The organism is Caldicellulosiruptoraceae bacterium PP1 (assembly GCA_041320695.1).
Taxonomy (GTDB): Bacteria; Bacillota; Thermoanaerobacteria; order Caldicellulosiruptorales; family Caldicellulosiruptoraceae; genus JBGGOQ01.
Genome location: JBGGOQ010000011.1, coordinates 1 through 17,066, shown reverse-complemented (window position 1 = coordinate 17,066; position 17,066 = coordinate 1). Strand labels below are relative to the sequence as shown.

Annotated in this window: 12 protein-coding genes and 2 pseudogenes; 13 read left to right on the top strand and 1 reads right to left on the bottom strand. The window is 28.9% G+C overall.

What is annotated here, in order from left to right; all coding sequences use genetic code 11:
• Positions 1–149: 149 nt before the first annotated feature.
• On the bottom strand, positions 150–659 hold the full coding sequence (locus ACAG39_10740; GenBank protein ID MEZ0537708.1) for a hypothetical protein: 510 nt from the start codon (positions 657–659) through the stop codon (positions 150–152).
• A gap of 294 nt (positions 660–953) precedes the next feature.
• Here ACAG39_10740 and ACAG39_10735 point away from each other — a divergent pair.
• From ACAG39_10735 to ACAG39_10675, 13 genes and pseudogenes are all read left to right on the top strand, one after another.
• Positions 954–1,178, top strand: a pseudogene (locus ACAG39_10735) (ATP-binding protein).
• A gap of 139 nt (positions 1,179–1,317) precedes the next feature.
• Positions 1,318–1,894, top strand: a pseudogene (locus tag ACAG39_10730) (transposase).
• 220 nt (positions 1,895–2,114) lie between these two features.
• A complete protein-coding gene (locus ACAG39_10725; GenBank protein ID MEZ0537707.1) occupies positions 2,115–5,288 on the top strand; it encodes a DUF4091 domain-containing protein in 3,174 nt (1,057 codons plus the stop codon).
• 26 nt (positions 5,289–5,314) lie between these two features.
• Positions 5,315–7,489 carry a beta-glucosidase BglX gene (gene bglX, locus ACAG39_10720; GenBank protein MEZ0537706.1) on the top strand — a complete coding sequence of 725 codons (2,175 nt, stop codon included), beginning with the start codon at positions 5,315–5,317 and terminating at the stop codon, positions 7,487–7,489.
• Between the two features lie 197 nt (positions 7,490–7,686).
• Complete coding sequence (gene tgt, locus ACAG39_10715) at positions 7,687–8,760, top strand: tRNA guanosine(34) transglycosylase Tgt (protein MEZ0537705.1); 1,074 nt, start codon at positions 7,687–7,689, stop codon at positions 8,758–8,760.
• A 115-nt stretch (positions 8,761–8,875) separates the two neighbouring features.
• Positions 8,876–9,598, top strand: a complete 723-nt coding sequence (locus tag ACAG39_10710; GenBank protein ID MEZ0537704.1) for an ABC transporter ATP-binding protein — start codon at positions 8,876–8,878, stop codon at positions 9,596–9,598.
• Positions 9,598–10,797, top strand: coding sequence for an ABC transporter permease (locus ACAG39_10705; protein ID MEZ0537703.1), 1,200 nt, complete (start codon positions 9,598–9,600; stop codon positions 10,795–10,797). Before ACAG39_10710 ends, ACAG39_10705 begins: the two co-directional genes overlap by 1 nt.
• 87 nt (positions 10,798–10,884) lie before the next feature.
• A complete protein-coding gene (gene yajC, locus ACAG39_10700) occupies positions 10,885–11,238 on the top strand; it encodes a preprotein translocase subunit YajC (GenBank protein MEZ0537702.1) in 354 nt (117 codons plus the stop codon).
• Positions 11,239–11,290: 52 nt separating this feature from the next.
• Positions 11,291–12,127, top strand: coding sequence for a 16S rRNA (adenine(1518)-N(6)/adenine(1519)-N(6))-dimethyltransferase RsmA (rsmA, locus tag ACAG39_10695; protein MEZ0537701.1), 837 nt, complete (start codon positions 11,291–11,293; stop codon positions 12,125–12,127).
• A gap of 129 nt (positions 12,128–12,256) precedes the next feature.
• Positions 12,257–14,014, top strand: coding sequence for a phosphoenolpyruvate carboxykinase (GTP) (locus ACAG39_10690; GenBank protein ID MEZ0537700.1), 1,758 nt, complete (start codon positions 12,257–12,259; stop codon positions 14,012–14,014).
• A 63-nt stretch (positions 14,015–14,077) separates the two neighbouring features.
• Positions 14,078–15,226, top strand: a complete 1,149-nt coding sequence (locus ACAG39_10685) for a hypothetical protein (GenBank protein ID MEZ0537699.1) — start codon at positions 14,078–14,080, stop codon at positions 15,224–15,226.
• A 4-nt stretch (positions 15,227–15,230) separates the two neighbouring features.
• Positions 15,231–16,286 carry a mannose-1-phosphate guanylyltransferase gene (locus tag ACAG39_10680; protein MEZ0537698.1) on the top strand — a complete coding sequence of 352 codons (1,056 nt, stop codon included), beginning with the start codon at positions 15,231–15,233 and terminating at the stop codon, positions 16,284–16,286.
• A 103-nt stretch (positions 16,287–16,389) separates the two neighbouring features.
• Positions 16,390–16,971, top strand: coding sequence for a sporulation protein YunB (locus ACAG39_10675; protein ID MEZ0537697.1), 582 nt, complete (start codon positions 16,390–16,392; stop codon positions 16,969–16,971).
• Positions 16,972–17,066 lie beyond the last annotated feature (95 nt).

Below are 17,066 nucleotides of genomic sequence, written 5' to 3'. Positions count from 1 at the left end.
TAAAAATGTTTTCAGATTGGAAGTTTAGTCTACCATATTAAAAAAGTTGGGTGTGTGAATATTTTTGTGTATTCAATTAAATTATACCTTATAAAGAAACGCAGTTTACAAATATCTTGTAAACTGCGTGCTTTGATTTATTTATATTATTATACATCTTTAATATTATTTATATTATTGACATAAAGGTAACCTTGAGCACTCATTGAATTATGTCCATCTTGAATATAATTATATATCTTTTTATCATTGAAGTTTAATTTTGTTACTAGTGTACAATATATTTCATCCTCTTTTTTTAACCTAACTTGTGTGCATGAAATTAAAAATGTAACAAATCTATCCATTTCATAATCATCTATGTCCATACCATTAGCTAAGCCATATAATCTAAATACATCTTTAACACTCATTTTTCTCTTAATATCTATTATATTTCTGTTATAAATATTTTCTATGTATGTACCTTCTGCTACTATATTAATTAAACCGTTTTGAGCATCATCAACATAAAAATATACTTTGTCTCCCTCTTGAAGTTTAGCTGGTGCTGGGTTGTTTACATTCCAATAGTTTACATAAATTATCCTTTGTTGATTGTAATGATTTTTTACATTATTAAACCATTCTAGATCCGCTTTCATCACTATCGTTGCCATATTAACTCCTCCTTGTTTACAATTTATCACACAAAAAATATATGATTCTTTGATTTATTTAATGACTAAAAACTCATACCTTTTAACCAAAGGGGACGGTTCTGACTGGCTCACTTGTACGAAAAACAAACCATTCATAAACTTCTTTTTAAGCCATATCAACTGGCTCATATAGGAAAATATGGAAAGCCAGAACCGTCCCTGTTGGTTCAAGAAACTGGCTTGAAAATGTTGCAAATGTAAGAATACATGGTACAACTAAGAAAGTTCCCAAAGAAGTTTTCAATTCAATAGAAAAGGTATGAAAGGGGATCAATAATAATAACAACAAACAAAGTATTTGAGGAGTGGCCGAGGATATTTTATGATCCAGTTTTGGCCACAGCTATTTTAGATAGGTTTGTTCATCACTGTCATTTTGTAGTTATCAAAGGTGAAAGTTACAGGATGAAACAAAGAGAAGGTGTAATAAAGTCTATTGTTGATGATTCTAAAAAACAATTGAATAATGGTAATTAATTTTTTTGACTTATAGGTGGGGAAAAAATATTGTTAGTTATAAAATTAAATGCAAAAGGGTAAAAAATATTAAAGCCATAGCCACCAACTGTGTATGATATTAGTTGTTAAGACAAAAACATGCACAGGAGGGTGAACTATGGCTCATAATAATAATACCACAAGAAGAAGAAAGTTTAAACATCTAAGTGAAGCAGAACGAGGAACGATAGAAAAGCTAATAGAAGTAGGACTAAGCATAAGAGAAATAGCAAAAAGATTAGGGAGAAATGCAAGTACTATATCACGAGAGATAAAGCGAGGAACTATAACACAAATGAGGAGTGATTTGAGTACATATAAAAAGTATTTTGCACAAACAGGCCAGGCTGTTTATGATAAGAACAGAACAAGTGCTGTAGGAAAAAAACTATTAGAAGTAGAGGAATTTTTAAAGATTACAGAGGAGAAGATTAAAAAAGAGAAATGGTCAGTGGATGCAGTGGTTGGATACTGTAGAGAGGAAACCAAAGGGCAAGAGCATAGAAGAAAGGCCACAAATTGTAAATAACAGAGAAGAATTTGGGCATTGGGAAATAGATACCTTAATAGGCAAGCGTTCTTCAGATAGTGTATTAGTAACACTTACAGAGAGGAAAACTCGATTTGGTTTAATTTTTATAATACAAAGCAAAGAAAGCGATTATGTAAAAGATTTGTTTGTTGTTCTAATTAATTTGTAATTTCCAGTTACTTTTAAAAAAGTGTTGCATTTAATATTGCAATTTAGAAAATAAAAATTAACAAAAGTCCTTAATTTCAAGGGCTTTTTATTTTTGTTAGGAGCAACACCATATCTTTTTTATTATCTAATTGTTGACAATAATAATATCATATCATAAAATTTAATTAATTAAGTTAATTAATATAATATTTTTATTTAAGGAGATGTTCTTTGTGATTTTTGAAATTAAAAGTTCAAATGAATGGTTATTTCCTGATAGTAAGGTTGATATAACAGGAAATAAATCAATAAGGCTAACTTCAGCAAGAGGAGGTTATACTTCATGCCAAATATTATTAAATAATGTTGAGATAAATAAAGAGGTTCAAATAAAAATTACAAGCCCTAAACATATTAACTATGAAATTTATCGTCTCATAGATGTCTTAGTTGAGAAAAATACTGGTCCAATAGGTTTTTGCTTACAAGAAGGTGAATTATGTGAAGGTTATACAACCAGAAAAGCACCATTTAGAGTATTCGATGCTTTAAAACCTTTTGAAGAAAATGAATATACAAATAAAGAAACAGAAGCATTTTATATTGCATTTAAAATTAACAAAGAACTTTGTGAAGGAATTTATGAATTTGATGTTTGCATTAAGTTAGGAGATGAAATTGAAAAAATACCAGTTAGTATAAAAGTATTTGATGTAATAATACCAGAAAATGAAAATTTATATATTTCTAATTGGTTTAATATAGAAAACATGGCAACACAACATAATTTGGAGATATGGTCAGAAGAGCATTGGAAAATGATAAAACTTTATGGATTACTAATGAGACGAGTAAGACAAACACATTTTTGGGTTTCTATTGATTTAACAATTGTAAAAAAAGATGCAAATGGAAGATATATTTTTGATTTTAGTAGAACTAAAAGATTTATTGAATTATATCTTGGTCTAGGGTTCAAATATATTGAAGGTGGCCCTATAGCTTTTCGAAAAAATTTTAAAGATTCATACTTTGTAGTAAATTGTTGTGGGAATATTGTAAATGCTCTCACAGACGAAGGATATGATTTTATTTCACAATTTTTAATTGCTTGGAAGAATTTTCTAAAAGAAAACGGGTGGTACAATATAACAGTTCAACATGTGGCAGATGAGCCAACTGAGGCATGTTCAACAGAATATAGAGTTCTATCAGGTATTGTACGTAAATTTCTACCAGGTATAAAAATAATTGAAGCGGTAGAGTATTATGACTTAGATGGGGCAGTAGATATATGGATACCTAAAAATGTTTATTATCAAGAAAATATAGTTGAATTTGAAAGAAAAAGACAGAATGGTGATGAATTATGGTTCTATACTTGCTGCTTACCAGGAGGCTATTATTTAAATAGATTACTAGATATGCCTTTGATTAGAACAAGATATTTACACTGGGGAAATTTTAAATATAAGTTAAGTGGATATCTTCATTGGGGATTGAATTTTTGTGATAATAACCAAGATCCATTTAATCAAAAAGATATATTTTTTCCACCTGGTGATACACATATTACCTACCCAGGAAATGGCAAGCCTTGGGGAAGTATGCGTTTAGAGGCTATGAGATCAGGTATTGAAGACTTCGAAATATTAAAAATATTAGAAAGAAAAAATAGCTCATTAGCAAAAGATATTGTAGATTATTGTATAAAATCTTTTGACAATGTAAATGAGAATATTGAACAATTTGAGAATATAAGAAATATGCTTCTTTCTGCTGCATCAGAAAAATTTAACACGAAATTAGTAAGTTCGCTTGTTAAAGTATTTCCTGATAAAGAACCTGATGAAGAATTTATTAAAGCTTCAGCACTAAAAGGTGAAGTTTTTAATTTTCAAGTTGCATATAAGTCAAATAGCTTAATGAAAAATATAACAATATTAGTGGAGTCAGATCTTAGAGAATATATCAGTATTTACAATGTTGGACTTGTTCCATCAGAATTACCTTGTTATTCTGACCATGATGATTTTATATTAAGATCTACTCCAGGTCTTTATCCTGACCCTCTTTATCCAATTGAAAGATATATTTCTGTACCTCCAAACCAATGGAGAGCAATATGGGTAAGCATAAATATACCTAAGGAGTTAAACCCAGGTATTCATAAAGTTAAACTTATTTTTTATGATGAACAAAATAACTTTTTAAATTCGTGCAGTTTTGAGTTAGAAATCATAGATAAAATATTACCAGAGCAAAAGATAATACATACTGAATGGTTCTATTTAGACTGCTTGGCAACATGGTACAATGTAGATATATTTTCAGAGGAGCACTTTGAAATCATTGAGAAATATATAGAATGCTATGTTGAACATGGAATGAATATGATACTTACCCCTTTATTTACTCCACCGCTTGAAACAGAAATTGGCCACGAAAGACCTACTGTACAATTAGTTAAAATTAAAAAAATAGGTAATCAATATATATTTAACTTTTCATTATTAGAAAAATGGATAAATCTTTGTAGAGAAAAAGGTATAAAATATTTTGAATTTTCACATTTATTTACTCAGTGGGGAGCTAAGCATGCTCCTAAAATAATTGCTGAGGTAAATGGAAAAGAAGAGAAAATATTTGGTTGGGAAACTGATGCAAATTCAAATGAGTATAGTCAATTTTTAGGGCAATTTCTTGATGAATTAAGTAAATTTATTTATGCTCACAATCTTGAGAATAGTGTCTATTTTCATATATCAGATGAACCGGGGCTATATAATATTAATGAGTATGAAAATGCAAGGAAATTAATTAACTCTCGTTTTCCAATTATTGAAGCCTTATCAGATTATGAGTTTTATAAAAAAGGTCTTGTTGATATACCTGTTGTTTCAACAGAACATATTAATAAATTTATTGAAAATAACGTTGAAAACATATGGGCATATTATTGCTGTTGTGAATATAAGAAGCTTTCAAACAGATTTTTTAATATGCCTTCATTAAGAACTAGAATTTTAGGTTTCCAGCTTTATAAATATGGAATAAAAGGCTTTTTACACTGGGGATTTAACCATTGGTATTCACAAAAATCACTGTATGAAATAGACCCATTTAAAGTGACTGACGCAGGATTAGCATTTCCTTCAGGTGATGCCTTTTTAGTATATCCAGGTGCTAACAAACCGATAGGTTCTATAAGACTTAAGATAATGTTAGAAGTAATGCAAGATATTAGAGCTTGTGAACTATTAGAAAAAATTAAGGAAAGAAATTTTGTAATGGATATATTAGAAAAGAATGGTGAGATAACATTTACAGAGTACCCAAAAGATAATAACTGGTTTATTGAAACAAGAAACCTTATATATAATGCACTAAAAAATGCTATTAAATAGATTACGGAATTTCGGAGGGGACAATCATGGAATTAAATGAAATTAAGAATATAATAAAGAATATGACCTTAGAAGAAAAGATATACCAATTACAACAACTAACACCAGAATTTTTTCAAAATGATATTGAAACAAAATTAACAGGTCCACTTCAAGAAATGGAAATTGATAAAAATGTAATTAATAATACAGGAAGTATATTAGCTGCTTATGACGCAAAAACAATTAAAAATATACAAAAGGAGTATTTGAAAAACAATAGAAACAAAATTCCTTTACTTTTTATGGATGATGTTATTCATGGCTTTAAAACAATTTTTCCCATTCCTTTAGGATTAGCATGCAGTTGGGATATTGAGTTAGTGGAGAAATGTGCTTCAATTTCTGCTAAAGAAGCTGCAGTTTCGGGTATACATGTAACATTTTCTCCAATGGTAGATTTAGTTCGTGATCCAAGATGGGGAAGGGTTATGGAGTCAACAGGTGAAGATCCATATTTGAATAGCCAATTTGCTAAAGCATTTGTTAAAGGATATCAAGGAGATAATTCTTTTAGTGATATATTTAAGATAGCTTGTTGTGTAAAACATTTTGCTGGTTATGGTGCATGTGAAGCAGGAAGGGACTATAACACTGTTGATATTTCAGAAAGATTTTTATATGAATTCTATTTACCTTCCTATAAAGCAGCTATTGATCAAGGCTGTGAAATGGTAATGTCTGCATTTAACTTGATTGATGGAATACCAACGTCTGCAAATAAAAAATTATTTAGAGATATTTTAAGAAATGAATGGGGATTTAAAGGAGTTACAATATCAGATTGGAATGCTGTTGAAGAAATATTAATAAATGGGGTTGCTGAAAGCAAACAAGATGCAGCAAAAAAGGCGATAGAAGCAGGAATAGATATTGAAATGATGTCAACAAATTACGCTAATTATCTTAAAAATTTGGTAGAGAATAAAATAATTGATGAGAGTCTTATTGATGAGGCAGTAGAAAGGATATTAACATTAAAAAACAAGTTAGGCTTGTTTGAAAATCCTTATCGCACAGCAGATGAGGAACTTGAGAAAAAATACCATTTATGTCCTGAACACAGAGCGACTGCACGTGAAGCAGCAGCAAACTCAATGGTACTGCTTAAAAATGATGAGGTACTTCCTCTAAAAAAAGATGCCAAGATTGCATTGATAGGTCCATATAGCGATAATAAAAATATTTTAGGAAGATGGTCAGATAGAGGGGACCCTGAAAATAGCATTACACTCAAAGAAGGTATTCTTTCAAAAATAACTTATAAAGATAATTTAATTGTCGAAGAAGGATGTAAACTTAATCAAAAACAGTATGATACTAATGATGAGCAGTTATTAAACAATGCTTTTATTGCATGCAAGGAAGCTGATGTTATAATTCTTGCTTTAGGTGAAGATGAAGATATGACTGGAGAAGCAGCAAGTAGAGCTGATATAAGTATCCCTGATAATCAAATTCGATTAGCAGAAAAAATTCTTGAGGCTGGGAAGCCCGTTATTCTTGTTTTATTTAATGGACGTCCACTTGTATTAAAATGGTTTAATGAAAAAATGTCTGCAATATTAGAAGCTTGGTTTCCAGGAACTGAAGGAGGAAATGCTATAGCCGATATTCTTTTTGGTGACGTTAATCCATCAGGAAAGCTTACAATGTCGTTTCCGTATAATGTTGGTCAAATCCCTGTTTATTATAATTCTTTTAACACAGGAAGACCCAAAATACCTGGTGAAGATAATAAATATACTACATGCTTTTTAGATATACCTAATGAACCTTTGTACCCATTTGGTTATGGTCTTAGCTATACAAGATATAAGTATAGTAACTTGAGTCTAAATAAAGAAAGTTTTACTTATGGTGAGAATATTATAGCGACAGTCGAAATAGAAAATATAGGAAATTATTCAGGTTTTGAAATTGTTCAGTGGTATATAAGAGATATTGCAGGAAGTGTTGCAAGACCAGTTAAAGAACTAAAAGGATTTGAAAAAATCTTCTTAAAACCCGGTGAGAAGAAAAAAGTAGAATTTGTAATAACAGAAGAAAAACTTAAATTTTATACTATTGATATGAGTTATAAAGCTGAAAAAGGCAGATTTAAACTATTTGTTGGAGGTAACTCTGTTGATTTAATAGAAGCTGAGTTTAAATTTATTTAATAATTATAAGAAAAAAGTGGATGTCCAATTTTAAAAAAAGCTGGGCATCCGCTTTTTTTGTATTTTAACTTTAGACGGCTATGATAAACAAAGTAAGCTAAAATCAGTTAAAATATAATTAATGTTTATTTTTTTACAAAGTGGTATGATAAAATAATAAAGCATATATTATTAGGTTTATTTGAAAGGAGATACTAATGGCTATAAAATTTGAAGTTATAAAAAAGAGTAAAAAGTCTAATGCTCGTCGTGGTAGATTATATACTCCGCATGGAGTAATAGAAACTCCTATTTTTATGCCAGTTGGCACACAAGCAACAGTTAAAGCTATAATGCATAGAGATTTAGAAGAAATTAACACACAGATAATTTTAGCAAATACCTACCATTTATATCTAAGACCTGGTACTGATGTATTAAAAGCAGCAGGTGGACTTCATAAATTTATGAATTGGAATAAACCTATATTAACTGATAGCGGTGGATTTCAAGTATTTTCATTAAATGAGTTAAGACAAATAACAGAAGAAGGTGTGGAATTTAGATCCCATTTAGACGGTTCAAAACATTTCTTTACACCAGAGAAGGTTATAGATATACAAAATATAATTGGTTCAGATATTATTATGGCTTTTGATGAATGTGTTCCGTATCCTGCAGACCATGAATACGTAAAATGGTCAATCCAAAGAACAGCAAGATGGCTAAAAAGATGCAAGGACCATCATAGAAACACAGAAAATCAAGCATTGTTTGGGATTGTTCAAGGTGGTGTTTATAAAGATTTAAGACAGGAAAGTGCGAAGATGACAATAGAAAATGATTTGCCTGGGTATGCAATTGGAGGTTTATCTGTTGGTGAACCAAAAGACCTTATGTATGAAATGTTAGAGGTTCTTCACCTTATTTTACCTGAGGATAAACCAAGGTATCTTATGGGAGTTGGAACACCTGATTGTTTATATGAAGGTGTTTTAAGAGGTGTTGATATGTTTGATTGCGTTATCGCAACAAGAATTGCTCGAAACGGAACGGTATTTACTAAAGAAGGAAGAATGATTGTAAGAAATGCCACATATGCAAAAGACTTTAGGCCAATTGAAGAGGACTGTGACTGTTATACATGTAAAAATTTTACAAGAGCATATTTAAGACATTTAATTAAGGCAGAAGAAATACTTGGAGCGATGCTTTTATCAATTCATAACGTAAGATTTTTGCTTAGATATATGGAACAAATTAGAAAAGATATAGAAGAAGACAAAATCTAAATTATTAATAAATTTATTAAGTTAGCAAAATATATTATTATTAGTTATTAATATTTATTGAAAATTCTCAATTATTTGTTATAATAATTATAAAATTATTCATTGGAGGTAATTGATGTTAGAATTAATAAATTTGAGCAAAGATTTTGGACAGATTAAGGCTGTATCAAATCTTAGTTTCAAAGTTAATAAGGGAGAAATATTTGGTCTTTTGGGTGAGAATGGTGCAGGTAAGACCACTACATTAAGGATGCTTTCTACAATGATAAAACCGACAAGTGGAACAGCAGTAATTAATGGTATTGATTTAATAAAAGAACCTGAAAAGATAAGAAAAAGTATTGGTATCCTTTTTGGAAGTGAAAGCGGATTATATAATAGATTAACAGCAAGAGAGAACATTAAATATTTTGCACAACTTCATGATATGAAGAAAAGCGAAATAGATGATAGAATTAAGGAATTAGCTGAGAAGTTTGATATGGTTGATTTCTTAGATAAACCAGCTGGAAAACTTTCAAAAGGAATGAAACAGAAGGTTTGTATTGTAAGATCTATAATACACAATCCACAGATAATGCTTTTTGATGAACCCACAAATAGCCTTGATGTTACATCGGCAAGAGAGGTGCATGATTTTATTAGATTTTGTAAACAAGAAGGAAAGACAATAATATTTTCCAGCCATACTATGAGTGAAGTAGAAAAGCTATGCGATAGGATTGCAGTAATACATAAAGGTGAATTAGTGGAAATTGGAACAGTTGATCAACTTAAAGATAAATTTAATAACAAGAATTTAGAAGAAGTTTTTATGAGATTGGTAGGTGCTGAATAATGAATTTAACTCATGTAATGATTATACTTAGAAAAGAATTAAAGGATATTTTTAGAGATAGAAAAACATTTCTAGTATCAATAATTCTTCCTATGTTGATGATGCCCATAATTATGCTTTTTTCTATGTTAGGTGCAAAAGAAATGACAGATGTAAAACCAGAAAAAACTCCTATTATAGTAATTAACGAAGGTAAAAATAAATCTCTATTAGAACTTTTGATTAAATCAGATTTTAATATTATTACAGATAAGAATCCAGAACAACTTCTCCAAGATGGAAAGGTAAAAGCTATAATAATAATACCAAGTAATTTTGAAACAAAAATAAATAATGAAAAAAAAGCACAACTAACAATAAAAATGAACGAATCCGATCCAAAGTCTGGAACTACTGTTTCAATAATTAAAAGTATATTAGATCAGTATACAAAACAGATTATAAAGGCAAGGTTATTATCCAAAAATATAAATCCTGACATATTAGATCCTATAAATATTGATACTGTAAATGTTGCTCCACCACAAAAAACTGCAGGATCATTTCTTTCTTTACTTATTCCAATGTTTTTAGTAATGTGGATTGCAACAGGAGGCATCAATGCAGCAGTTGATTTAACAGCTGGAGAAAAAGAAAGAGGAACTTTAGAACCACTTCTTTCAACTACTTGTTCCAGATCCTCGATTATTACGGCAAAATATTTAGCAGTTGCAATTATGTCTATAATTGGTGGTTTGTCAACTTTATTAGGACTTATTGCTTCTTTTTTAGCTATACCACATATAATAGATACAGGTAATGGACAAGGGATTTTTGATGGCTATAAATTATCAATTGAAGTTTCTATATTGATGATTATATCGATATTGCTAACTGCTATAATTTTTTCAGCCATTGAAGTAGCGTTAGGTGCGTATGCAAGAAGTTTTAAAGAAGGACAAACATACTTATCACCTTTATCTTTTGTTGTATTGATTCCTGCATTTTTGACAATGTATAAAATGCCTAATGAAATCCCATTTAGCTATTATATTATTCCTATAATGAACTCTATAGCAATTTTCAAAGAATTTATATTAAATGAAGTAAATATCTTACATTTATTTGCATTTATAGGTTCTTCACTTGTTTATGTGGTTATTGCAATTAACTTTTCTACTAAAGTATTTCAAAATGAAAAAGTGCTATTTAGGCATTAATAAATTTTGTTGCACATATTATGTCAGGTTGATATAATATTCTTGTTTATTGAACAAAAAGACCAATTTTTTAGGAGGTTAAATTTTATGGGTTTTCTTTTTGATTTAGTATATGCGTCAACTAATAGTGCTCAAAATCAACCAGCATCAGGTTCTGTTGCTGCAGCATTAATTACACAATTTATTCTACCTATAGTATTAATGTTTGTTTTATTTTATGTAATGCTTATAGTTCCTCAAAGAAGAAGGGATAAACAATTTAGAGAAATGTTAAATTCACTAATAGTTGGGGATGAAGTAGTTACTACAGGTGGAATTATAGGCAAAATAGTTAGTATCAAAGATGATACAATAACAATCGAAGTAGGTGCTGATAAAGTAAAGCTTAAAGTATATAAATGGGCTGTAAAAGAGGTTACAAAAAAAGCTGAACCTAAGTAAGATAATGGTTCTGGAGAATAATCTTCAGAACCTTTTATTTTAAATATAGAGGGTGGTTGCTATAACAAAAACAGAACTTATAAAATTACTAAATTTATATAATCTATCTGCTGATAAAAAACTTGGACAAAACTTTTTAATAGATGAGAATGTTGTAAAAAAGATTGTTAATCTTGCTGATGTGGTAGGTAAAGATGTAATTGAAATTGGATCAGGTCCAGGAACTTTAACAGTTTTTCTATCTCGGATTGCGAATTCAGTATATGCTGTTGAGATAGATAAGAAAATACTAAATGTATTATTAGAAGTTACAAAAGAATTACAAAATGTAAATATTATAAATGAAGACATTTTACAGTTTGATTTTCATAATCTCAAGAAGGACAAATTAATAATAGTGGGGAATCTTCCGTATTATATTACATCTCAAATATTATTTAAGATTTTTGAAAATAGAAAATTAATTGACTCTTTCACAATTATGATTCAGAAAGAAGTGGCTCAAAGGATACTTGCAAAACCTAATACAAAGGAATATGGGATATTAACTGTTTCATTTAACTTTTATTGCGATTATGTGGATCAATTTATGGTTAGCAAGAATGTCTTTTATCCAAAACCTGATGTTGATTCAGCAGTTATAAAAGCAAAATTTAAAGATAATATACCAGATATTGATGAAGCTTTGTTTTTTAGTATAGTTCATGCATGTTTTAATACAAGAAGAAAAACAATTTTAAATGCTTTAAGTATAAATCTGGATATTGAAAAAGATAAAATTGAAAGAATTTTAGATAAAGCAAATATAGATCCCAATTTAAGAGCCGAAAATTTAACTGTTGAAAATTATTTAACACTTTATTATACTGTTGTGAAAAATATGAAATAAAAGCTATTTAAAATTTCATTTTTTCAACAAATATTTAACAATCCTTTGACTTTTTAGTATAATATATAGTATAATATACTCTAAAATGCAATTTGAAAATATAAATCTTGCAAGGTGGTGTTTTTATTGTTGGATATAAAAGTTAATCAAGTAGTGTTGAATTGGATTGACGAAATGGCTAAAATAACAAAGCCAGATAATATTGTTTGGATTGATGGAAGTGAAGAAGAAAAAGTAAGGCTTACAAAACAAGCTGTTGAAAGTGGAGAATTAATGGAATTAAATCAGGAAAAACTTCCTGGGTGCTATTTGCACAGAACTCATCCATCTGATGTTGCCAGAGTAGAAGACAGAACATTTATTTGTACAAAAACAAAAGAAGAAGCAGGACCTAATAATAACTGGATGGATCCAGATGAAGCTTATAAAATGCTTTTTGCTTTGTTTGATGGTTCAATGAAAGGTAGAACAATGTATGTTGTTCCTTACTTAATGGGGCCTGTTGGATCACCATATTCAAAGGTTGGAATTGAGCTAACAGATAGCATTTATGTTGTTCTTAACCTTAGAATAATGGCAAGAATAGGGAATGTTGCATTACAACATTTAGGTGATTCAGCTGATTTTGTAAAAGGACTACATTCAAAAGCAAGCTTAGATCCAGAAAAGAGATATATTTGTCACTTTCCACAAGATAATACTATTTTAAGTGTAAATTCAGGATATGGTGGAAATGTTATTCTTTCCAAAAAATGCTTTGCTTTAAGAATTGCAAGTTACTTGGCTAAAAATGAAGGCTGGCTTGCTGAACATATGTTAATTTTAGGTGTTGAAGATCCAAAAGGAAATGTAACATATATTGCAGGAGCTTTTCCGAGTGCATGTGGAAAAACTAACTTGGCTATGTTAATTCCACCAGAACCATTAAAAAAATTAGGATATAAAGTTTGGACTGTTGGTGATGATATTGCATGGCTCAGAATTGGTGAAGATGGAAGACTATGGGCTATAAATCCTGAAGCAGGATTTTTTGGTGTTGCTCCAGGAACAAGTTACAAAACAAATCCAAATGCTATGGAAACAGTGAAGAAAAATACAATATTTACAAATGTACTACTAAAAGAAGATGGAACAGTTTGGTGGGAAGGAATGGATGGTGAAGCACCTGAAAGAGGTATAGATTGGCTCGGAAGACCATGGACAAAAGACAATGGAGAAAAAGGTGCTCATCCAAATGCAAGATTTACAACACCAGCTTCACAATGTCCATCAATATCAAAGGAATGGGAAAATCCAAATGGTGTTCCAATATCAGCTATTCTTTTTGGTGGAAGACGTGCAAAAGTTGCTCCATTAGTATTCGAAGCATTTGATTGGAATCATGGTGTTTATGTTGGAGCTACAATGGCTTCTGAAACAACAGCTGCAGCTATGGGTAAAGTAGGTGTTGTAAGACGTGACCCAATGGCAATGTTACCATTCTGTGGATATAATATGGCTGATTATTTTGCTCATTGGCTTAACATGGGTAAGAAAATTAAAAATCCACCAAAAATATTTAATGTGAACTGGTTCAGACAAGATGAGAATGGCAAATTCATATGGCCAGGATTTGGTGAAAATCTAAGGGTATTAAAATGGATTATTGAAAGATGTGAAGGTAAAGTATCTGCAAAGGAAACACCAATTGGATATGTTCCTTTTGTTGATGATCTTTACTTAGATGGGCTGGATATTAGTAAAGAGACTGTAGAAGATCTATTAAATATTGATGTGGATCTTTGGAAAGAAGAAGCTAAAATGCAAAACGAATTTTTATCACAATTTGGTGTTAAGCTACCACAAGAATTAAAAGAATTTAATCAAAAACTTGTAGAAAAACTATAATAATATCACAAAAACTTTCCTCCTTCATATACTGTTACAAAGGATATGAAGGAGGTTTTTATTTTGTTAGATAGAGTTTCATTTACAAGACAAGTAGTTATACTTAAAGGGATAGAAACAAGAAAAGATTTAATACCAAACGGTTATATAAAGCTTCAAAAAATAGGTAATATTTTGGAATTTGATTTGGTATTGCAATCTGTTTTTGTTGACGAGGAAAAGCTAAATTTTTATGCTATAATTAAACAATCATCATATTTACCTATTTATTTAACATCATTACCTAAACCTAAAAAGGGTAAATTAGAACATTATCTTTCTACAAATTGCTCGAATGTATTTACTACAGGAATTCCATTCAATGAAATTATAGGATTTTTAGTTGCAAAAGAAAAAAAAGACAAAATAGATTGCCTTTTAATAGGTGAATTAGATGGGAATAACCTTTTCAATATAGAAAAAGATATTCTTAGTTATTTTAATAAAGCTCATGAAAAAAAGAATGAAGAGAAAAAAATAGGATTTAAAGTAGAAGATATAAAATTAAGCAATATAGACATAGCTGACTATGAAAAAAGTGAAAAACAAGAAGGAAAAGATGAAATAAAATTAATAGATGAAGATAATTTAAAAATTGAAGGAAATTATGATGTAAATGCAGATAAAGAAAACAGTATTATTCAAATTGATAATAGTAATTTAGATTTTAATAAAGATATTGATGAACAAATAATTGAGGTAAATAAAACTAATGAAGATGACAAGAAAGATGAAATAGAAAATCGTGAAGAAATAGAGAATAGATTTAATGTTTTAGAATTTGGTAATAAGGAGGTTTGGAGAAGAATTTTTAATGAACTTAAAGAAATAGGTGAGAAACATAAACCTTTTTCTGGTGATAAAGTCAAATGGGTAAAAATTGATAAAAAAGATGTATATAAGGTTTCACAATATCATCCATTTTTATATATGCTTTCGAGCCCATTTGTTTTAAAGTTAATTGGTAATTATGGCTATATTATCATTGGCTTAAGATCCTCAAAAAGAAATGATAAGATTGAAATATTATTGCCTGGTGAATTTTCTGAGGAAGATCAAAACAATGCAAGAGTTTTTGGATTTAGTGAATTTATTACAAAAGATAATAAAATTTATGAAGGAAAAGACGGGTACTGGAGAATGTCTATTGAGCTAATTCAAGGAGAAGTATAAATATATGTTCTATGCCTGTATCTTGTCTGGAGGTCAAGGAACTAGACTGTGGCCCCAAAGTAGAAGAACCTTTCCGAAGCAATTTTTGCAGTTATTTGGAAACAAAAGTTTTTTGCAATTAACATATGATAGAATATCTAAAATCATTGATTCAGAAAGAATTTATATTATTACCCATAAAGATTATTATGAACAAGCAAAGCTACAATTACCTCATATAAAACAAAGTAATATTTTAATTGAACCTGACAGAAAAGAAACTGCTGCGTGTGTAGGTTTAGTTACAACATATTTATTAAAAAAAGATCCAAAATCAGTAATTGGATTTTTTCCATCTGATCATTTTATATCAAATGAAGCTAACTTTATATCATGTATTTCAACAGGGTACAAATTAGCTGAACAAGGGTATATTATATCATTTGGAATAAAAGCGACCAGACCTGAGACCAATTATGGTTATATTGAAAGAGATAAAAAAATTGATGAAAAATTATATAAAGTAAAAAGGTTCATTGAAAAACCTGATTTAAAAATAGCTATGAGGCTAATCGAAAAAGGATTTTTATGGAATAGTGGTATTTATATTGTAAGGTCTGATATGCTATTTAATGAAATAAAAAAGTATTTACCTAATTATTACAAAACTTTTATGAAAATATATTCAAGTATTGGGAAAGACGAGTATGTTAGTATTTTAAATAAAGAATATGAGCAATTAGAAAAAATATCAATAGACAAAGCTATAATGGAGAAAACTAAGAAGTTATATGTTATAGAAGGAGATTTTGATTGGGACGATATTGGGACATGGCGTGCATTTGAAAGAATTATGAAAAAGGACGAAAAAGGTAATGTAATTAGAGGAGATGCAGTTACTGTAGATACTTCAGATTGTATTTTTTTTACAGATAAATTTGTTACATCCATTGGAATTAAGGATATAATACTTGTCTCGGCAGATGATGCAATTTTAATATGTCATAAATCAAGAGATGCTGAGATAAAAGATATAATACAAAATATGATTTTAAGTGAAAAATATAAAAAATATGTCTAAAACAAAAATTATATAATAAAATATTATTGAATAATGAATATAGTATAAAAAAATGAGGTTTTACAATTATAATAAAATTAGACGCCAAAGGATATTAATTCTTTTGGCTTTTATTTTAATTTTTCTAATCATTGTTTTCACTGTGCTATCATATTATATTGAAAATAAATTTGAAGAAGTATTTGTAATTAAATCTAAAGGAATAGTGACTGAAATAATAAACAATCAGATCTTAAATTTAATAAACGCAAATAATATTAGTTATGATCAATTTGTTATTTCAAAAAGTACAAATAATGGTATTGATATTGTTACCATAGATAATTTAAAAATAAACAAAATTATATCTCAACTTATTTTAAATATAAATAAAAAATTGAATCAATTATATCCAATTAAAATAAAATTAAAATTTGGGTATTTTTTCAGTAATGTATTTTTTATAGATATGGGACCAGAAATAACAGCACAAATAATTTCTATAAATATTATTTCTCCAAAGGTAAAATCAGAATTTTTGTCAGCAGGAATAAACCAAACAATTCATAGATTAAACTTAGATTTAAATGTTGAATGTGTACTATTATTATCACACTCAAAAAAGAAAACTACGTATAATCAAAAAATACCTTTGGTTGAACAAGTTTATATAGGCAAAATTCCAACAATATATTTTAATAAATAATATAAAATAATTATTAATTTTAAGAAAATTAAAGAATTATAAAGAAAAATAAATATCATTTTATATTTTGATTATTTTTGACGATTAATGACTAA